This is a genomic window from Amycolatopsis sp. cg9, assembly GCF_041346945.1.
GTDB lineage: Bacteria > Actinomycetota > Actinomycetes > Mycobacteriales > Pseudonocardiaceae > Amycolatopsis.
Genome location: NZ_CP166850.1, coordinates 3,369,997 through 3,389,703, shown reverse-complemented (window position 1 = coordinate 3,389,703; position 19,707 = coordinate 3,369,997). Strand labels below are relative to the sequence as shown.

The 19,707-nt window shown below is 73.3% G+C and carries 16 protein-coding genes; 3 read left to right on the top strand and 13 right to left on the bottom strand.

Going from position 1 to position 19,707, the window contains the following annotated elements; genetic code table 11:
* Positions 1-12 precede the first annotated feature (12 nt).
* Positions 13-741: a trans-aconitate 2-methyltransferase gene (locus tag AB5J73_RS16305; RefSeq protein ID WP_370970510.1), complete on the top strand. Its 729-nt coding sequence runs from the start codon at positions 13-15 to the stop codon at positions 739-741.
* 1 nt (position 742) lies between these two features.
* On the opposite strand, the gene AB5J73_RS16300 is transcribed toward AB5J73_RS16305, so the two are convergent.
* The 4 genes from AB5J73_RS16300 to AB5J73_RS16285 form a co-directional block, all read right to left on the bottom strand.
* Complete coding sequence (locus tag AB5J73_RS16300) at positions 743-4,054, bottom strand: error-prone DNA polymerase (protein ID WP_370970509.1); 3,312 nt, start codon at positions 4,052-4,054, stop codon at positions 743-745.
* Entirely contained in the window at positions 4,054-4,935 is an 882-nt protein-coding gene (locus AB5J73_RS16295; RefSeq protein WP_370970508.1) for a hypothetical protein, read from the bottom strand. The genes AB5J73_RS16300 and AB5J73_RS16295 overlap by 1 nt, the downstream gene beginning before the upstream one ends.
* Before the next feature lie 2 nt (positions 4,936-4,937).
* Positions 4,938-6,500, bottom strand: coding sequence for a DNA polymerase Y family protein (locus AB5J73_RS16290; RefSeq protein WP_370973187.1), 1,563 nt, complete (start codon positions 6,498-6,500; stop codon positions 4,938-4,940).
* A 373-nt stretch (positions 6,501-6,873) separates the two neighbouring features.
* Positions 6,874-7,572: a hypothetical protein gene (locus tag AB5J73_RS16285; protein WP_370970507.1), complete on the bottom strand. Its 699-nt coding sequence runs from the start codon at positions 7,570-7,572 to the stop codon at positions 6,874-6,876.
* A gap of 216 nt (positions 7,573-7,788) precedes the next feature.
* Here AB5J73_RS16285 and AB5J73_RS16280 point away from each other — a divergent pair, with 216 nt between their 5' ends.
* Positions 7,789-8,250, top strand: a complete 462-nt coding sequence (locus AB5J73_RS16280; protein ID WP_370970506.1) for a GNAT family N-acetyltransferase — start codon at positions 7,789-7,791, stop codon at positions 8,248-8,250.
* Positions 8,251-8,314: 64 nt separating this feature from the next.
* Complete coding sequence (locus AB5J73_RS16275; RefSeq protein WP_370970505.1) at positions 8,315-9,073, top strand: hypothetical protein; 759 nt, start codon at positions 8,315-8,317, stop codon at positions 9,071-9,073.
* On the opposite strand, the gene AB5J73_RS16270 is transcribed toward AB5J73_RS16275, so the two are convergent.
* From AB5J73_RS16270 to AB5J73_RS16230, 9 genes are all read right to left on the bottom strand, one after another.
* Entirely contained in the window at positions 9,070-9,822 is a 753-nt protein-coding gene (locus AB5J73_RS16270) for a hypothetical protein (RefSeq protein WP_370970504.1), read from the bottom strand. The genes AB5J73_RS16275 and AB5J73_RS16270 overlap by 4 nt on opposite strands.
* Before the next feature lie 90 nt (positions 9,823-9,912).
* A complete protein-coding gene (gene purH, locus AB5J73_RS16265; protein ID WP_370970503.1) occupies positions 9,913-11,481 on the bottom strand; it encodes a bifunctional phosphoribosylaminoimidazolecarboxamide formyltransferase/IMP cyclohydrolase in 1,569 nt (522 codons plus the stop codon).
* Positions 11,471-12,088, bottom strand: a complete 618-nt coding sequence (gene purN / locus AB5J73_RS16260) for a phosphoribosylglycinamide formyltransferase (protein ID WP_370973184.1) — start codon at positions 12,086-12,088, stop codon at positions 11,471-11,473. Before purN ends, purH begins: the two co-directional genes overlap by 11 nt.
* A gap of 78 nt (positions 12,089-12,166) precedes the next feature.
* Complete coding sequence (locus AB5J73_RS16255) at positions 12,167-13,618, bottom strand: DUF6350 family protein (RefSeq protein ID WP_370970502.1); 1,452 nt, start codon at positions 13,616-13,618, stop codon at positions 12,167-12,169.
* Between the two features lie 143 nt (positions 13,619-13,761).
* Positions 13,762-14,541 (bottom strand): DUF5336 domain-containing protein, encoded by a 780-nt coding sequence (locus AB5J73_RS16250; RefSeq protein WP_370970501.1) that lies wholly within the window; start codon positions 14,539-14,541, stop codon positions 13,762-13,764.
* A 207-nt stretch (positions 14,542-14,748) separates the two neighbouring features.
* Positions 14,749-15,639 carry a succinate--CoA ligase subunit alpha gene (gene sucD / locus AB5J73_RS16245; RefSeq protein WP_370970500.1) on the bottom strand — a complete coding sequence of 297 codons (891 nt, stop codon included), beginning with the start codon at positions 15,637-15,639 and terminating at the stop codon, positions 14,749-14,751.
* 1 nt (position 15,640) lies between these two features.
* Complete coding sequence (gene sucC / locus AB5J73_RS16240) at positions 15,641-16,810, bottom strand: ADP-forming succinate--CoA ligase subunit beta (protein ID WP_370970499.1); 1,170 nt, start codon at positions 16,808-16,810, stop codon at positions 15,641-15,643.
* A gap of 132 nt (positions 16,811-16,942) precedes the next feature.
* Positions 16,943-17,236: a hypothetical protein gene (locus AB5J73_RS16235; RefSeq protein WP_370970498.1), complete on the bottom strand. Its 294-nt coding sequence runs from the start codon at positions 17,234-17,236 to the stop codon at positions 16,943-16,945.
* Positions 17,226-19,028: a hypothetical protein gene (locus tag AB5J73_RS16230; protein WP_370970497.1), complete on the bottom strand. Its 1,803-nt coding sequence runs from the start codon at positions 19,026-19,028 to the stop codon at positions 17,226-17,228. Before AB5J73_RS16230 ends, AB5J73_RS16235 begins: the two co-directional genes overlap by 11 nt.
* Positions 19,029-19,707: the final 679 nt, after the last annotated feature.

Below are 19,707 nucleotides of genomic sequence, written 5' to 3'. Positions count from 1 at the left end.
TACGGTGGCGGCGTGCCCGACCACGACTACGTCGACCCCGGCCTCGCAGCGCTCTACGACGCTTTCAACCCGCGCGAAATCTCCGGCGACTTCGAGTTCTACCTGCCGATGATCATGGCGGCGAACTCGGTGCTGGACGTCGGCTGCGGCACCGGCTCACTGCTGCACTGGGCTCGCGAATCCGGGCACCAGGGGCGCCTGGTCGGCCTCGACCCGGCCGAGGGCATGCTCGCGCAAGCCCACCGTCGCGACGACGTCGAGTGGGTGCTGGGCGATTTGTCGACCGCCACCTGGGACAGCGAGTTCGACTTCGCCGTGATGACCGGCCACGCGTTCCAGGTCCTGCTGACCGACGCCGAGCTGCGGACGGCGTTCGCGGCGATCCGACGCGCGCTGAAACCCGGCGGCCGCTTCGGGTTCGACACCCGCGACCCGGCGGCTCGCGGCTGGGATCGGTGGACGTCCGCCAACGCGTCCGAAGTGGTCACGGCCGACGGGATCACGGTCCGGTCGTGGAACGAGGCGGGGCCGTTCGAGAACGGGTACGTCAGCTTCACGACGACGTACGAGAGCCCGGCCTGGGACGCGCCGCAGTACAGCGAAAGCACGTTGCGGTTCCTCGACGTCCCCTCGCTGGGCGAGTTCATCGCGGAGGCCGGGCTGGTGGTCGACGAGCAGTACGGCCACTGGGACCGCCGCCCGGCCGGTCCGGAGATCATCACCATCGTCCGGCGGCCCTGACTCACCGGAAGTCGCGGGACTTCGCCTTGATCCGCAGCTGCAGCGGCTCGACGCGGTCGGCGAGGACGCTCACCACGCCGTCGGCCTTCTCCACCACGCCGCGGATCAGCAGCGCGGGGCTGCTGCGCGCCACGCGGTGGTAGCGCTGCCAGAGGCCGAGCGTGCAGATCACGTTCACCATCCCCGTTTCGTCCTCGATGTTGAGGAAGGTGACCCCGCCCGCGGTCGCCGGGCGCTGGCGGTGGGTCACCGCGCCGCCGATCAGGACGCGGGCGCCGTCGTCGAGGGCCGCCAGGCCGTTCGCCGGGACGACGCCGAGCTCGTCGAGGTGATCGCGGACGAACTCGGTCGGGTAGCTGTCCGGGGACACGCCGGTCGCCCAGACGTCCGCCGCCGCGAGGTCGAGGCCGTCCATGCCCGGCAGCACCGGGGCCCGCGTGCCGACCAGGCCGGGCAGCTTCTCCGGCCGTTCGCCGGCGACCGCGCCCGCGGTCCACAGCGCCTGGCGGCGGTCGCCGCCGAACCCCGCGAACGCGCCGGCCGTGGCCAGCGCCTCGATCTGCGGGGTGGTCAGCCGCACGCGGCGGGCGACGTCGGCCAGGTCGCGGTACTCGCCGTTTTCCGTCCGCTCGGCCGCGATCCGCTTCGCGACGTCTTCGCCGATCTTCCGCACGGTGCTCAGCCCGGTCCGGACCGCGTGCAGCTTTCCCCCGTCCGGCAACGGTTCCAGCGTCGCGTGCGGCAGGCTGCGGTTGATGTCCGGGCCGTGCACGGTGACGCCGTGGCGCCGCGCGTCGGCGACCAGCGACTGCGGCGAGTAGAACCCCATCGGTTGCGCGCGCAGGAGGCCCGCCAGGAACGCGTCCGGGTGGTAGAGCTTGAAGTAGGCGCTGGAAAACACCAGGTGCGCGAAGCTCAGCGCGTGGCTCTCCGGGAAGCCGAAGTTCGCGAACGCCTTCAGCTTCAGGAAGATCTTCTGCGCGAGCTCGTCGTCGACGCCGTTCGCGGCGGCGCCCTCGAGGAACCGCTGCCGCAGCCGGTCCATCTTGCGGTCCGAGCGCTTCGAGCCCATCGCGTGCCGCAGCTGGTCGGCCTCCGCCGCGGTGAAGTTCGCGACGTCGAGCGCGATCTGCATCATCTGTTCCTGGAACAGCGGCACGCCCTTGGTCTTGTGCAGCGCCTTCTCCAGCAGCGGGTGGTCGTAGCTCCACTTCTCGCGCCCCTGCTTGCGGCGGATGTACGGGTGCACCGAGCCGCCCTGGATCGGGCCGGGCCGGATCAGCGCCACCTCGACGGCGAGGTCGTAGAACTCCGTGGGCCGCAGGCGCGGCAAGGTCGCCAGCTGCGCCCGGCTTTCGACCTGGAAGACGCCGATCGCGTCGGCGCGGCACAGCATTTCGTAGATCTTCTCGTCGGCGAGGTCCAGCTCGGCGAGGTCGACGCGCTCGCCCTTGTACTCCTGGACGAGGTCGATCATGTAGTGCAGCGCGGAGAGCATGCCGAGGCCGAGCAGGTCGAACTTGACCAGCCCGGCGGCGGCGCAGTCCTCCTTCTCCCACTGGATGACGCTGCGGTCGGCCATCCGCGCCCACTCGACCGGCACGACCTGGCTCACCGGCTCCTGGCACATCACCATCCCGCCGGAGTGGATGCCCAGGTGGCGCGGGAAGTCCTCGAGCGCGAAGGCCAGCTGCACGACCTCGTCCGGGATGTCGTGGTCGTGGTCCTTTTCGGTGCTGCGCAGCGAACCCCAGCGGTCGATCTGCTTGCTCCAGGCGTCCTGCTGGCCCGGTGAATAGCCCAGCGCCCGCGCGGCGTCGCGGACCGCGGACCGGGCGCGGTAGGTGATCACGTTCGCGACCTGGGCGGTGCGCAGCCGGCCGTGCTTGGCGAAGACGTACTGGATGGCTTCCTCGCGGCGGTCGGACTCGATGTCGAGGTCGATGTCGGGGTAGCCGTCGCGGTCCGGGGCGAGGAAGCGCTCGAAGAGGAGTTCGTAGGCGACGGAGTCGACCTTCGTGATGCCGAGCGCGTAGCACACGGCCGAGTTCGCCGCCGAGCCGCGGCCCTGGCAGAGGATGTCGTTGTCGCGGCAGAACCGCACGATGTCCCAGACGATGAGGAAGTACCCGGGGAAGCCGAGCTCCTCGATGATCTGCAGTTCGTGCTTGATCTGGGCCTTCGCCTTTTCTTCGTGGGCTTTGCCGCCGTAGCGTTCCTCCGCGCCTTTCCACGTCAGCTCGCGCAGGTACGTCTTTTCGGTCCGGCCCTCGGGGACGTCGAAGGGCGGCAGCTTCGGGGCGAGCAGCTTCAGCGGGAACGCGCATTCCATGCCCAGCAACGCACTGCGCCGCACCGCGCCCGGGTAGCGGCGAAACAGGGCGTCCATTTCGGCGCCGCTGCGCAGGAACGCCGTGCCGGCGGCGGGCAGCCACCCTTCGAGCTCGTCGATGCCCCGCCGCGCCCGGATCGCGGCGAGCGCGTCGGCCAGCGGCGCCCGCTCGGGCCGGGCGTAGTGCGCGGCGGTGGTGGCGACGGTCGGCAGGTCCAGTTCCCCGGCGAGCTCGGCGAGGAGGTCGTTGTGCGTGCTGTCCAGCGGCTGGCGGTGGTCGGTGAGCTCGACGTAGACGTGGTCGCGACCGAACCGGTCGACGAGTTCCCGGAGTTTTTCGGCTGCGGCCGCCGGACCGTGCGTGACGAGCGCCGACCGCACGGCCCCCTTGCGGCACCCGGTCAGCACGACGCACTGCCCGGCGACCTCTTCGGCGACCGCACCGAGGTCGTAACGCGGCTTGCCCTTCTCGGCCTCGGCGTGGATCTGCCCGGCGGTGATGGCGCGGCAGAGGGCCCGGTAGCCCTGGTCGCCGCGGGCGAGCAGGAGGAGGTGCTCGCCTTCGGGATCGGGAACGCCGTTCTGCGGGTTCCGCAGCCCGAAGCTGAGCTCGGTGCCGAAGACGGTGTTGACGCCCAGTTCCCGCGCGGCTTCGGCGAACCGGACGACGCCGTACATCCCGTCGTGATCGGTGAGGGCGATGGCATCGAGCTCGAGGCGCGCGGCTTCCTCGACGAGCTCCTCGGGATGGCTGGCACCGTCGAGGAAGCTGAAGTTGGAGTGGCAGTGCAGTTCGGCGTAGGGCACGCGGACGGCCTCGCCGCCGTCGTCGGTGCCGCGCGCGGGGAGGTCTTGGGGGCGCTGGTAGCCCTCGCGGTGGCGGCCCCAGGCGGGACTGTCCCCGTGGTCACCGGGCGGGAGGTCGCCGGCGAGGGTGCGGGCGAGGTCCTTCCAGCGGACGGGCGGGTTGTTCCAGCCCATCAGTGGCTCCCGGGCTCATCCTGCCGCCGCCGCTCCTGATCGGCGGCAGCAGCGCGGCGGCGGCGGTGCCAGTTGGCGGGGTGGTTCCAGCGGCTGCGTGCTTCGGCTTCGCTCATGGGACCGCGCGGCTCGACGGGTTCGGTTCGGGCGGCTTCGCCACGGTGGTCGGTGGCTTCCTCGCGGTGCGGCGCGTTCGACGGGTGGTTCCAGCGGCGGTGGGCCTCGGCCTCGCTCGTTCGGCCGCGCGGCTCGGCGGCATCCTCGCGGTGGTGGCCGTTGGACGGGTGGTTCCAGCGGCTGCGAGCCTCCGCCTCGCCCATTCGCCCCCGCGGCTCGGCGGCATCCTCGCGGTGGTGGCCGTTGGACAGGTGGCCCCAACCGCCGCGCGCCTCCGCCGCGCCCGCGGGACCCCGCGGCTCGGCGGCTTCGTTTCGGGCGGCTTCCTCGCGGCGCACTGCGTTCGACGGGTGGTTCCAGCGGCTGCGGGCTTCGGCCTCGCTCATCGGCCGAGCGCGCTGTGACTCGGTGCCCTGCTCGCGGCGGTGTGGCTCAGCCTCGACTTCGCCCACCCGGCCGAAGTCGCGCGAATCGGTGGCGTGCTCGCGGCGGGTTCGGCGGACCGGACCGCTCAGACGGCAGCCGTTTTCCCGCGAGGGGCGCGGCAGCGGGATCACCACCGCCAAGCCTTCCGCTTCGTCGCCTGTCGATTTGTCGACCATCGGATCGACGGGCGGCAGCTGGCCGCGCACCGACCAGCGGTGCGCCGGGTCCGGTTCGGCGGGCTCCTCCGGGGCCGGGATTTCCCGCAGCCACTGGTGGGGTGCCGCTTCGGGTTCGGCTCGCAGCCAGTCGCGCAGGCGTCGTGCGTAGTCCTCGTCCATGCTCAGTCGTACACTCCCTCGACCGTCCACAGTGGATTTTCCGTGCCCGCGCAGTGCACCAGCACCGCCTCGGGTGGCTCGTCGCCCTCGCCGGCGAGCACCAGCTGGAGCCGGGCTCGGCGGGGGCCCGGGCGGTGGCGATCCGGGGTCAGCGGCCACGGGCCCGCCCAGCCCACGACGTTCCGGCGCCGGCCGCCGGCGATCGTCAGGCCGCTGGGGGGTGCCGTGAGCTGGTCGCGGGGTGTGAGTCCGACGCCGCGGCCGTCGGCGTCGAAGACCTGGGCGGGGACCGGCCGGTCCAGGACCGTCGCCGGGGATGGGGAGGGCAGCCGGCCCGGCCAGGTCGCGTCCGGGGGGTGTGTGCGCTCGCGTGGGTCGCCCCACGGCACCAAGCGGACGCGGCCCGCGGGATCGCGGCCGCCGTCGAGCAGCGGGGTGAGCACGGCTTCGGGGCCCAGGAGGCTTTGGACCCGGACGAACGCGCGGGCCGCGCGCTCGTCCTCCTCCTCGGAGCCGCCGTTCTGCCACAGGTCGAGCTGCAGCGACCGGCCTTCGACCGTCTCCTCCGGTTCGAGCCGCAGCCGCACCACGCCGGACGTCGGGCGCTGACCCGGTGCCGCGCGCAGCCAGCCCTCGAACTGCCAGCGCACGCGGTCGGCGACGCCCGCCGGGGTCAGCGGTTCGGCGCAGCGCCACACGCGGCCGAGGTGTTCGCCTTCTTCGGTGACCGCGTAGATGCCGAGGCGCGTGCAGGCCAGGCCGCGCCCGGCGAGGCCCGCGCAGAACCGCGTCGCGAGGCCCTTGGCGAGGAACGCGGCGACGTCGACGCGCTCGACGACCGGGTCGAACTCCTCGGTCAGAGTCAGCTCCGGCGGCGGACGGCGGCGCAGCGGCGGCCGTTCGGAGCGGCCGCGCGCCAGCCGGTGGGCGAGCAGCCCGGCCGTGCCGAACCGGTTGGCGACGTCGCGTTCCGGCAGTTCGGCGAACGCGCCGAGGGTCTTCAGCCCGAGGCGGCGCAGGAGGTCGACGAGTTCGGCGCGGTCGGCGCCGGGCTGGTCGAGCTCGGTGACGGGCAGCGGCGCGAGGAACTCGGCGACGCGCCCGGGTTCGACGAACTCCCCGCAGCGGGCGGCGAGCGTCGCGGCGAAGAGCCCCTCGGCGATCCCGACCTGGCATTCGACGCCGGCCGCGGCCGAGACCTCGTCGACGAGCCGCTCGACGAGCGCGTGTTCGCCGCCGAAGTAGGGAGCGGCGCCGTCGACGGGGACCGCGACGAGCCCCGGCCGCACGACCTCGACACCGACGACGAGCGCCTCGACCGCCCGCGCGACGGCCTCGAAGAGCCGCGCGTCGCGACCGTCGTCCGCGGCGAAGACGACGAGCTCGGGGCAGTTCGACTGCGCCTCCCGCCGCCGCATCCCCCGCCGAACCCGGCTCCGGCGCGCGACGGCGTTGCAGGCGACAACCCGGTTCGCACTGAAGACGGCGGCGGGTTCGGTCACGGCGGTCCCCGCGACGGCCGCGGCGGCGACCGCGGGCCAGTCCGGGCACCAGAGGACGAGCATCCGGGTGGCGGTGTCGGGGGTGCCGCGCTGTGCGGGAACGGTCATGCGGCCGCCTGCCCACTGGCTCGGCTCACACCGAGGCGGACGCCACTGGAGGACCGGTTCATGAAGGGTCTCCGAGCAGCGGTACCGCACACGACCATGGCCCGCCTGCCCGGCACCGCACGGAACCGTTCCCCGCCGAAGGACCGGTGTGCGGATCGTCCACGAACAGCGACGTCACACGGGGCCGCGACCACGGCCCCGCCGAAGGACCGGTACGCGGAGGGCGCCGAAGACAACCGCGAGCTGGCGGCACACCACCGCGAAGCATCGCAGCCGAACGAGGGCCGCCACTCGGGCAAGGCCGTCCGCATCGGACGTGAGGCAACGCTCATGCCGTCGCCTCGTCGCCGAGCTGCGCCGCGGGCACCGCTGGGGTCGCCCCGCCCTCCGGGCCGGGCAACGACAGCTCCGCCGACACCGGGCGGGCCGCCGAGCCGCGGCCGTGGGCTCGGACCAGTACCCGGCGGTCGCGCAGGTGACCGTAGCCGTTTTCCGGGCCCGTCCACGCCTCGCGGCGGCAGGACAGCTCGACGTCCGCTCCCGGCCACGCCCCCGACGTCAGCAGCACCGCTCCGCGATGGCGGGCGCGGGCCGACAGGCGTCGGGCCACCGAGGGCTGGACCGTCTCCGAATGGACCGCCACCACGTCCACGCCGTCGAGCAGGGCCGCCACCACCCCGGGGAACTCCGCGCCCGGGCGGGGAACCAGTGCCAGCCGGGTCAGGTCGGCTCCGTACTCGGCCGCTGCCGCCAGGCCCAGGGACGGCATGCCGACCACCGCCGCCCACGAACCCGCCGCCGTGGCCGGGGCGAGGAGGGCGAGCAGCAGCGAGGTCGAGCCGTGGACCGCCACCGTGCTCCCGCGCCGGAGCCCGGCGGCGGGCAGCAGCCCGGCCAGTGCCGGGGCGACCGGGAGCACCCTTCCCGTCGCCCGCGCACGCTCGGCCTGGGCCGCCACCCGGCTCGCCGTGCTGACCCCGGGCAGGGCCGCCAGCCGGGCCACCGGCGGCTCCACCACAGCGGTCACCGCACGCACCTCCCCACCACGGACTGGGCCGGCGGTCGGGCCTCTCCCAAAACACGACCGACGGCACTGGTTCGCCGCGGGGAAGGCGGCGGCACTACGTCGAACACGTGTTCGACATGAACCATGAAACCGCGAACCCGACACCCTGTCAAGTCACTCGAAAGCGGCACACAAACCAGTTGCCCGGGTCCCGGCGGAACAACTAGACAGACCCGCGTGGAGCTCACCGACGCCCGGCCCGAAGACGTCCCGGAACTGCTGGTCCTGCAACGCTGCTGCTGGGTCCAGGAAGCCCTCCTGAACGACACCCTCGACATCCCCGCGCTGCACGAATCGCTCGAAGACGTGCGCGACTGGACCAAGACCTGGTCCGTGTGGGTCCTGCGGGACGGCCACCGCCTGATCGGCGCCGTCCGCGCCCGGCTCGAAGCGGGCACCTGGGAGCTCGGCAGGCTGATGGTCGCGCCGGACTTCGCCGGCCGCGGGCTCGGTCGCCGCCTGCTCGCCCACGCCGAAGCGCAGGCGCCCGCCGAGGCGCGCCGGTTCGCCCTCTTCACCGGGGCCCGCAGCGCCCGCAACATCAGGATGTACCAGCGGGCGGGCTACCAGCTGACCGACGCACCCGAAGCCGGCGGCCACATCGCCGGCGCCGTGTACCTGGCGAAGGACCGCCAATAGCCCGGTCCGGCCACCGGGCGCCGCCGGGTCGGCTAGATTGCCCGGTGGACTTGGGGGGTGGGCGATGACCGAACGGCGGAGACGGCCGGTCCTGTGGATCGCCGGCGCGCTCGTCGCGGCGGGAGCGGTGCTCACCGTTGTGCTGACCGCCGGCGGCGGGGTACCCGGGGCGACGGCCGCGGCCCCCGGGCCGACGACCATGGGCGCGGAGTGGCGGTCGTTCCGCGCCGACGTCACCGGGATCCGCCCCGGACCGGACGAGACCACCCTGTTCGTGCAGGTGGCGCTGCCCGGCAAGGACCCCGGCTGCGTCCGGGAGCCGCGGATCGAGCAGCTCGTCGAGGCGAAGACCGACATCCGCGCCGACGTCGTCTACTCGACCCGGCCCGCGGCGGGCGGCTGCCAGGACAAGGTGCCCGCCGAGCTGCGGCTCACCACCTCCGCGCCGGTCGCGGACCGGACCGTGATCCTCAACGCCGACACCGGCAACGCCTGGCACAAGCTCGGCGCCGGCTGGGGCCACTGCGACCGCCAGGGCACCTGCGCCCCGCCCGCCGACCACTGCGACCCCGCGTGGATCGGCGCCGCGGTGTCCGCCGCGGGCGCCGAAAGCGCCGGGACCACCCGCGCCTGCGACCCGGCCTGGCTGGTCGTCGACCTCCTGGTGCGCCAGACCGAAGCCCCGTCCCGCACCGCGTTCCGCTGGGGCGACGGCGGCTGGACGTCGTTCGCGCAGACCAAGTCCGCGGGCTGCGCGGAAATCCGGGCGGCCGAGCCGAAGTTCCCGGTCGCGCTCTGCAAGGCGCTGCCCGCGCCCGCCTAACGCGGCAGCTTCTTGACGACCTCGGCGCCGATCGCCTTCACGGTCGCGTCGGACTCCTCCTGCGGCATCGGCGAGTTCGAGAAGAACCCCTTGTCCCAGCCCGAAACCTCGACCGTGACGAGGTTCGCGCCCGAGAGCACGTGCAGCTCGGCGCCGCTGAACGCGCTCTTGGTGATCAGCCGGACCAGCGCCGCCTTGTCGCCGATGCCGGGCACGTCGATCGGCGGCACTTCCGGCTTCGTCGTCATGAAGTTGTCCTTGGCCTGCTCCTCCGCGTCTTCGCCGGAGTACTCGACGACGCGGACGTTCAGGGTGGCGTCCCGGACGTTCTCGTCCGGCCCCGGCTTGAAGCCGCAGCCGATCTGCTTCAAGCCCGGCAACGTTTCGCTGCTGCCCGGGTTGCCGCCGACGTAGCTCGGGAACCCGGCCTGTTCCAGCACCTGCGCCGGGATCGAGCACTCCGCGGCGGGCGGCACCGAGCTGGGCGCCTTGCCCGTGCTCGCGAAGTAGTCGCTCGCGAAGATGCCGAGCGGGATGCCCGCGCCGAGCAGCACGACGACGCCGCCGACGATCCCCAGGACCAGCCCGGTGCGCTTCTTCTTCGGCGGCGGCACCGGCGGGCCGTACCCGGGCGGCGGATAACCCGGGTAACCCTGCGGATACCCCTGCTGCGGCGGGTAGCCCGGGTACCCGGGCTGCTGGCCCGGGTACCCCTGCTGACCCTGTCCGTACGGCGGCGGTTGCTGCATCGAGCCCTCCCTCTCGAAGCGCGGGGTCAGTGACATCCGGGGCTTCGCCCCGGGGCCGGGGGCTCCGCCACCCGGAGCCCCCGAAAGCGGTCAGTGCGCGAAGTGGCGCGTCCCCGTCAGGTACATGGTGACGCCCGCCTTCTCCGCGGCCGCGATGACCTCGGCGTCGCGGACCGAGCCGCCGGGCTGCACGATCGCGCGGACGCCCGCCTCGACCAGCACCTCCAGGCCGTCCGGGAACGGGAAGAAGGCGTCCGACGCGCCGACCGAGCCCTTGGCCCGGTCGCCCGCCCGCGAGACCGCGAGCCGCGAGGAGTCGACGCGGTTGACCTGGCCCATGCCGACGCCGACGGTCGCGCCGTCGGCGGCCAGCAGGATCGCGTTCGACTTGACCGCGCGCAGCGAGCGCCACGCGAACTCGAGGTCGCGCAGGGTGTTCTCGTCGGCCGCGGCGCCGGTGGCGAGCGTCCAGTTCGCCGGGTCGTCGCCGGAAGCGTCGATCGCGTCGACCGTCTGCAGCAGGACGCCGCCGGAGATCGGGCGGAATTCGACCGGGAACGCCGGGGCCGCCGGCAGCTTCAGCAGGCGGATGTTCTTCTTGCGCTGCAGGATCTCCAGGGCTTCGGCGTCGAAGTCCGGCGCCAGCACGACCTCGGTGAAGACTTCGGCGATCTGCTCGGCGGCCTCGCGGCTGACCGGCCGGTTCGTCGCGATGACGCCGCCGTAGGCCGAAACCGGGTCGCAGGCGTGCGCCTTGCGGTGCGCCTCGGCGACGTCCACGCCGACCGCGATGCCGCACGGGTTGGCGTGCTTGATGATCGCGACGCCGGGCTCGGCGAAGTCGTACGCGGCGCGGCGGGCGGCGTCGGTGTCGACGTAGTTGTTGTAGGACATGGCCTTGCCGTGCAGCTGCTCGGCGTGCGCCAGGCCGGGGTTCTGGCTCTTGTACAGCGCGGCCTTCTGGTGCGGGTTCTCGCCGTAGCGCAGGACGTCGGCGCGTTCCCAGGTGGCGCCGAGGAAGTCCGGGAAGCCGGCGTCGACGGTGTCCTCGTCGGGCGCGTACGCGCTGGCGAACCACGAAGCGACGGCCGTGTCGTACGCCGCCGTGTGCGCGTACGCCCGGGCCGCGAGCCGCTTGCGGTCCTCGAAGTCGAAGCCGCCGTCGGCGACGCGCTCGATGACCCAGCCATAGCGGGCCGGGTCGACGACGACCGCGACGCTGCCGTGGTTCTTCGCCGCCGCGCGGACCATGGCCGGGCCGCCGATGTCGATGTTCTCGACGCAGTCCTCGGCGCTCGCGCCGGACGCGACGGTCTGCGCGAACGGGTACAGGTTGACCACGAGCAGGTCGAACGCCGCGATGCCGAGCGTGCGCAGCTGCTCGACGTGGTCGGGGTTGCCCTGGTCGGCCAGCAGGCCGGCGTGCACGCGCGGGTGCAGCGTCTTGACGCGCCCGTCCAGCGACTCGGGGAAGCCGGTGACGTCTTCGACCGGCGTGACCGGGACCCCCGCGTCGGCGATGACCTTCGCCGTGCCGCCGGTGGAGACGATCTCGACGCCGGCCGCGTGCAGGCCGGTCGCGAGGTCCAGGAGGCCCGCCTTGTCCGAGACGCCGATCAGCGCCCGGCGGACCGGGCGCCGTCCCAGGTCAGTGCTCACGAAATGTCACCTTTCGTCCGTCCACGGTGCAGCCACCGCGGCCGAGTCGCTCGATCGTTTCCACCAGCAGCCTGCGTTCGACGGCCTTGATCCGTTCGTGCAGGACGTCTTCGGTGTCGTCGTACTCCACGACGACGGCTTCCTGGGCGATGATCGGCCCGGTGTCGACCCCGGCGTCCGCGAAGTGCACGGTCGAGCCGGTGACCTTGACCCCGGCCTCCAGCGCGTCGCGGACCGCGTGCATGCCGGGGAACGACGGGAGCAGCGCCGGGTGTGTGTTGACCACCGTGAAGCGGCCGAGGAACTGTTCGCCGAGGATCTTCATGAACCCGGCGGAGACGACGAGGTCGGGCTGGTACGCCGCGACGGCCTCGGTCAGCGCCTTGTCCCAGGCGGCCCGGTCGGGGTGGTCGGCGACGCGGACGGTGAACGACGGGACGCTGAGGCGCTCGGCGCGGGTGAGGGCTTCGATGCCGGTGCGGTCGGCGCCGACGGCGACGACCTTGGCCGGGAAGCCGGACCGCCCGGTGGCGTCCAGCACCGCCTGCAGGAGGGTGCCGGAGCCCGACGCGAGGACGACGAGCTTCACCGGAGTGGGCAGCTCCAACCGTTGAGACAGAGCGGGCTCCTTGCCGCGGGCGGTGCGCAGCCGGTGCGCACGGCGCTTCACCAGGTCGCGTCAACCCTAACGGTCGGTCTCGTCCGGCTCGACGTCGCCGCAGGTCTCGGTGCCTCCGGTCACAGCTTCGTCCTCGGCCGGCTCGTCGTCGAGGCCGAGTTCGGCGTCGGCTTCCGCCTCGAACTCCGCGTCTTCGGCGGCTTCTTCATCGTCCCCATCGGACGGATCGGACGGATCGGACGCTTCCAGTTCCTCCACGGCTTCGGCGGCCGCTTCGGTGTCGACCTCGTCGGCGTCCTCGAAGGCTTCGTTGTCTTCGAGCGCTTCCGGCGGCGGCGCGGGCGGCTCGTGCTCGCCGGTGAAGAAGGCGACGAACGAACCCGGGATGACGATCCAGCAGAACGCGACGACGGACGCGACGCCCACCGGCACGCTCACCGGGTCGAACGGGCCGTCGCCGAGCCGCCCGCCGGACAGCGTGCCGAGCAGGACGCAGCCGAGCGCGACGACCGCGCCGGCCACCGCGACCGCGCGGATGCGCTGCGCCGGGTCGGCGTCGACCTTGCGCAGCGACCAGCCGACCAGCGCGCCGGTCGCCGCGGGCAGTACCAGCAGGGCGGGCCACCAGGCCGCGTGGTGCTCGGGCAGGCCGCCGAGCAGGGGGACGCCGGGCACGGCGCCGCCGCGGTAGCCGAACATCCCGACGTTCAGGTCGCCGATCGAGAACCCGGGCCCGGTGACGAAGGACAGCGCGGCGGCGACGGCGTTCGGGAGGTACAGCACCGACAGCAGGAAGAGCCCGAAGCTGGTGCCGAAGGCGGGCTCGTAGATGTCGGACACGGTCGCCCAGGACACCGCGGTCGCGACGGTGAACACGAGGGCACCGCAGGCCACGAGCACCGCGAAGCCCAGCGCGCCGGCCCGGAGCCCGCGCAGGGCGAGGGGGTCGAGGCGGTCCGCGACGACGTCCGGCAGCCCGCAGGACCGGGTGACGCCCACGAACGCGGCGGCCGCGGCGAGCAGCCCGGGCACGAAGAAGGCCGCCAGCGGGTTCGCCGTCACCGGCGAGCCGCGCGTGCCGAGCGCGACGACCAGGCCGAACACGGCGTGCGCGCCGGCGATCGTGAGCAGCACGGGGAGCGCGTCGCGGACCGAGCGGCAGCCGAGGCGCTGGGCGGCGCCGGTCGCGGTGCGCGCGGCGAGCAGGGCGGCGCCGAGCGTCGGCAGCAGCGGCAGCACGCCGAGCGGGTGACCGCCGAAGCCGAGGCGGACCTGGTGCGCGGCGAGCCAGCCGGGGCCGGCGGCCAGCAGCACGCCAGTGCCGGAGAAGACGGTGCGGTCGGCGGTGAGCGCGACCAGGGTCAGCACGGTCGCGACGGCGGCGTAGCCGGTGACCAGCGGGCCGAGAGCGGCGGCGAGCAACACCCGCACCCGCGCCGCCCGGGAGAGCCCGACGTCGGGATCGAGGTCGCTCACCGGCTCCTCGCGGGCGTCGGTGAGCAGGTCCATGATCCGCACCCTGACATCCGGGCTGGTCCGTCCGAGTGAGCCACGCCGCCGCCGTCCGACGTGGGGAAGCTAACCCACCCGGTCGAGTAACCCCCGGAGTGCAGAACACCCGCCGTGACACTCTGCGTCACAGCGGGTGTTCCGGGACTGCGTCAGTTCGACTTGCCGAAGCCACCGGGCGGAGTGCCCGGGTTGTCCGACGGCGGCTGCTGGAAGAACGAGCCCTGCTGCGGGGCGTAGGTCGTGGCCTGCTGCCCCGGCGGCGGCGTGGTCGACGGCGGGTTCGGCGAGCCGTACTGGCCCGGCTGCGAGAACGGCGCCGACGGCTCCCCGGCCTGGGCGACCGGGCCCGGGCCGTGCCCCGGCTGACCGAACTGCTGACCCGGCTGGCCGTACTGCTGCTGCTGGCCGGGCTGGTTGAACTGCTGCTGACCGCCGTAGGCGGGCGCGGCGGGCTTCGGCGACGGCGGCTTGATCACGCCGTGCTCGATGAGCAGCGCGCCGACCGCGGCCGCCGCCTGCAGGAACGCCAGGATCAGGATGACGATGACGACCCCGGGCGTCGTCTGCAGACCGATCAGCGTGTCCAGGACGTCGAGCGTGCCGAGCACGCTGAACAGCGCCGCGAACGGCAGCGTCCGCGGCCCCTTCGGCAGCACCTGGAGCGCGGCGAGCAGACCGCCACCGAGCAGGAAGACCCCGCCGAGGCCGACTTCGCCGGTGTCGACGAACCCGAGGAAGTACTGCACGAGGCTGAGGCCGGTGACGACCAGGGCGAGCAGCAGCGGCAGGTTCTGCGGCAGGCCGCCGGAGCCCGACGGCGCCGGGTGCGCGTGGGACTGCTGCGCCGGGAAGCCACTGGACGGGGGACCGGGGGGCTGCTGGCCGCCACCCTGCTGGGGGTAGCCAGGCCCGCCGCTGGGGAAGGTCATCGGATGCACTCCTGTCGGTTCGACCGGCACTCCGGGGCACGCGGGCACCCGGGGGAAGACGAGGCGGCTTGTGTGCGCAGAACGCTAGCGCACTCTCAAGCCCTCAGCCCACCAGACGCGTGAATACCTCAGGAGGTTTCGTCCCCGAACGGAGGAGAGCCGGACACCTTGGGGGTGCCCGGCTCTACCTGCGGTTACGCGCTGTCGTCAGCCGAGGCTGTTGTACAGCTCACGCGCGAGGACGGCGGTCTCGCTCGGGGTCTTGCCGACCTTGACGCCGGCGGCCTCGAGGGCCTCCTTCTTCGCGGCGGCCGTGCCGGAGGAGCCCGACACGATGGCGCCGGCGTGGCCCATGGTCTTGCCCTCGGGCGCGGTGAAGCCCGCGACGTAGCCGACGACCGGCTTCGTCACGTTCTCCTTGATGTACGCCGCGGCGCGCTCTTCGGCGTCGCCACCGATCTCGCCGATCATCACGATGACCTTGGTCTCGGGGTCCGCCTCGAACGCCTCGAGGGCGTCGATGTGCGTGGTGCCGATGATGGGGTCACCGCCGATGCCGACCGCGGTGGAGAAGCCGATGTCCCGCAGCTCGTACATCATCTGGTAGGTCAGCGTGCCGGACTTCGACACGAGGCCGATCTGGCCCGGGCCGGAGATGTCGGCCGGGATGATGCCGGCGTTCGACTTGCCGGGGCTGATCACGCCGGGGCAGTTCGGCCCGATGATCCGGGTCGTGTTCCCCTTCGCGACGGCGTGCGCCCAGAAGTAGGCCGAGTCGTGCACCGGGATGCCCTCGGTGATGACGACGGCCAGCGGGATCTCGGCGTCGATCGCCTCGATGACCGCGTCCTTCGCGAACTTCGGCGGCACGAAGATGACCGACACGTCGGCGCCGGTCTCCTTGATGGCCTCTTCGACCGTGCCGAAGACCTTGAGGTCCTTGCTCTCGATGGTGACGGTCTGGCCGGCCTTGCGGGCGTTGACGCCACCCACGATGTTCGTGCCGGACTTCAGCATCTTGGTCGCGTGCTTCATGCCCTCGGAGCCGGTGAGCCCCTGGACGATGACCTTGCTGTTCTCGTTGATGAAGATCGACATCTCACGCACCTGCCGCGGCGAGCTCGGCAGCCTTGTCGGCCGCGTTGTCCATTGTGTCCACCACGGTGACCAGCGGGTGGTTCGCGTCCGCCAGGATCTTGCGACCCTCCACGACGTTGTTGCCGTCCAGGCGGACGACCAGCGGCTTGCTGGCCTCGTCGCCCAGGATCTTCAGTGCCTCGACGATGCCGTTCGCCACCGCGTCGCAGGCGGTGATGCCGCCGAAGACGTTGACGAAGACGCTCTTCACGTCGGTGTCGTTGAGGATGACGTCCAGCCCGGCCGCCATGACCTCGGCCGACGCGCCGCCGCCGATGTCGAGGAAGTTCGCCGGCTTCACGCCGCCGTGCTTCTCGCCCGCGTACGCCACGACGTCCAAAGTGGACATGACGAGGCCCGCGCCGTTGCCGATGATGCCGACCTGGCCGTCGAGCTTGACGTAGTTGAGGTTCTTGGCCTTGGCCTTCGCCTCGAGCGGGTTCTCCGCTTCCTTGTCCACCAAGGCCTCGTGGCCCGGCTGGCGGAAGTCCGCGTTCTCGTCGAGGGTGACCTTGCCGTCGAGGGCGATGATCTTGTCCTGCGGGTCGCGGACCAGCGGGTTGACCTCGACCAGGGTGGCGTCCTCGGAGACGAAGGTCTCCCAGAGCTTCACGACCACGTCGGCGGCTTCGTCGATGATCTCGGCCGGGAAGTTGCCGGCCTTCAGGATCTCGAGCGCCTTCGCCTTGTCGACCCCGGCGATCGCGTCGACCGGGATCTTCGCGAGCGCGTCGGGGCGCTCGACGGCGAGCTGCTCGATCTCCATGCCGCCCTCGGAGGACGCCATCGCCAGGAACGTGCGGTTCGCGCGGTCCAGCAGGAAGGAGAAGTAGTACTCGGACGCGATGTCCGACGCTTCCGCCACGAGCACGCGGCGCGTGATGTGGCCCTTGATGTCGAGGCCGAGGATGGCTTCCGCCTTCTCCTTCGCCTCGTCCGGCGTCTGGGCCAGCTTGACGCCGCCCGCCTTGCCACGGCCGCCGACCTTCACCTGCGCCTTGACGACGACCTGGTTACCGATCTGCTCCGCGGCGGTCTTGGCTTCTTCGGGGGTGCTAGCCACGGCACCCGGCAGAACCGGTACTCCGTGGGCGGCGAAGAGATCCCTCGCCTGGTACTCGTAGAGGTCCACTACTCCAGTCTCCTGACGACACGCCACTGTGGTGGTCCGCGTTACCGGACCGCGCTGTCGGACCAGTCGAGGTTAGCGACCTGCGTGAACGGCGGGGACTCCGCACCTGGTGAAGTCGGTCACCGTACGCGGTCAGACGGTGTTCCCGCGGTGTGAGACCGCCCACCGAGCCGCCTCTTCCGGGGTGGTGAAGACGTGGAAATCCGTCAGTGCGGCCGCGAGCGCTTCCGACGGCGCGGCGCCGAGGACGCCCACCGCGTCCGGGTCCTCCTGCTCCGCGGTGCGCAGGATCTGCTCTTCGGTGTCCAGGGGTCCGGCGTGGACGACCTCGACGCCTTCGTCGCGCAGCAGGCGGCCCAGCGCGACGGCGGCCGGATCGGGCCGGGCGAACTCGACGAGCAGCACCCGGCGCCGGTCACGCGCCACGGCGTCCGCCGGCGGCGGCCAGCCCGGCCGCGATCAGCAGCGCGACCGCGGCGGCGAGGGTGAGCCAGAACCCGGTCGCCGGGCTCGCGCCGCCGAGCGTCCCGCCCACGAGCGGCAGCTCCGCGGCGTGCAGCCCGGTGAGCACGGCGGCGCCGGCCAGCAGCGCGGCCGCGGGCTTCGGCCGGGACCGCAGCGCGAGCGCGGCCGCGCCGACGACGGCCACGGCGGCGGTCAGCAACCCCCACGACGGGGTGTCGAAGTCCGACCACAGCCCGGGGGCGACGTAGCCGGGCACGGTGAAGACGGGCAGCCCGAAGCCGGCGACGGCCAGCACGGCCCCGGCGACGACCGGCGTGAGCACGTTCTTGTCCGGCTCGGCGGCGTTCCCGGCGTCTTCGCGTTCGACGACCCCGGCCCCGGCGGCGGCGAGCGCGGTGAGCGCCGCGAGCACGAGCGCGGCGAACGTCCAGGCGGCGCCGGCCCCGAGGTCGTAGGTGAAGGCGGGCGCGGCGGTGCCGCCGAAGCCGCCGAAGCCGCCGAGGTTGCCGGCCTGGGTGGCGGTCAGCGCGGTGTTGAGGACGGCCGTGCCCGCGAGGACGATCCCGGCCCAGAGGAGCCCGAGCAGCGGTCGCGCGCCGGGAGCGGTCTTGGGGACGAGCACGCCGAGGGCGGCGACGACCAGCACGATCGCGGCGACGAGCAGGAACCAGCGCGCGGGGCTTTCGGCGGCGGCGCTGACCGGCGCGGTGGCCCCGGGGTTCAGCGCGGTGACCGCGACCTGCGGCGCGAAGCTGCCGATCAGCGCGGCCACCGCGGTGGTGAGGCCGAGCAGCCCGGTGACGAGCCGCCACCAGAAGAGGCCGGGGATCTTCAGGTCGGCTTCGTCGTTCGCGGGCTGTTCGGAGAGCCGGGTGAAGGCGAGCGCGGCGATGACGGCCGCCGCGAGGAGGACGAGGGCGGGCCCCCAGGTGACTTCCAGGTCGGTCCGGTAGAGCCCGGCCAGCACGGGCGGCAGGGCGACGCTGAACGCACCGGCGGCCAGCCCGACCAGCGTCCCGCGCGCGGTCCGTTCGGCGGGCGCGGCGAGCGCGAGCGCGGCGGCCAGCGGCAGGGCGGCGGCGAGCAGGAGGTAGCCGCCGAGGGCGGGCCAGGGTCCTTCGAAGGACGCGCGCGCGAGGAGGAAGCCGTTGGTGGAGAAGACGGGCATGGTCAGCAGGCCCACCGAAGCCGCGACGGCGAGCAACGGCACGAGCAGCCGCCACCGCCGCCGTTCGGGCTCTTCCCCGGTCCGCCCGGCCCGCCAGGCCGCGACCCCGGCGGCCGCGGTGAGCAGGTGCCCGGCGATCAGCAGCCAGAACCCGGCACCGACGGCCGACCCGCCGACGAACCGGTCGGCGAGGTAAAGCTCCGGCCGCACGGCGAGCGGCCCGTTGACGGCGAACTGCAGGTCGAGCACCAGCCGCCCGGGCGCGAGCGCGGCGAGCCCGAGAACGATCCCACCGGCCAGCGCGGGCCGTTTGCCGGCGGCCACGACCGCGGCGACGACGGGAGCCAAGGCGAGGACGGCCAGCCAGGGCCAGGCGGCGAACCCGGGACCGGCATCCGGGGAGACGCGGACGATGGCACCGGCGGTGAGGGCGATCGCCCCGGCGGCGGCGAGGCCGAGGGCAACGGTCTGGGGGCGGTCGTCTTCGACCCAGGTCTGCGGTGGTGTCCGCTCGCCGGTGGGAGAGGCCGCGGGGGCCGGGGAGCGGGGGGTGCTCCGGCCTGGGGGTTCTGAGCGTGGGGGCATTGCTGGCGACGCTAGCAAGGTTGGGCGGGACGGGAGGGGTCAGCGGGGCGCGAGTCGGCGAACGGGCTGAGCGGGGTGGCGGGAGTCGGTGAGCGGGGTGGGGTGCGGTGGGCGCTGGGTTGGTCCCGGGGAAGCGGTGGCCGGGCGGCCGGGCGCGGGCCCCGACTCGAGTTGGCGGCGGGGCAGCGCAGGAGGCAGCCGGGAGCGGCTGCACCGGCCACCGGCCGAGCGGGGTCGGCACGAGGCGGGGTGAGGCGGGGCGCCGGGTTGGCCCCGGGGAGCGGTGGCCGGGCGGCGGACTCGAGTGGGCAGCGGGGCAGCGCAAGAGGCAGTGAGCAGGCACGCCGCACTGGTGACGGGCCTGACTCGAGTCGGCGGCGGGGCAGCGCAGGAGGCAGCCGGGAGCGGCTGCACCGGCCACCGGCCGAGCGGGGTCGGCACGAGGCAGCCTGGCGGGGCGGACGCGAGTCAGTGGTGGCTCGGCGCAGGCAGCAGCGAAGAGGCGCGCTGCACGGGCCGCGGGCCGGGCGGAGTCGGCCGGGTGAGCCGGACCCGGGTGGGCGGCGGGTCGGCGAGCGGGGGCGGGCGGGCGGGCGGGCAGCCGGATACGCAGCGCGGGTCTCAGGCGCGGATGCATCACTCACCGCCGGTTGAGCGTGACCTCGCGGCTCTCGGGTGG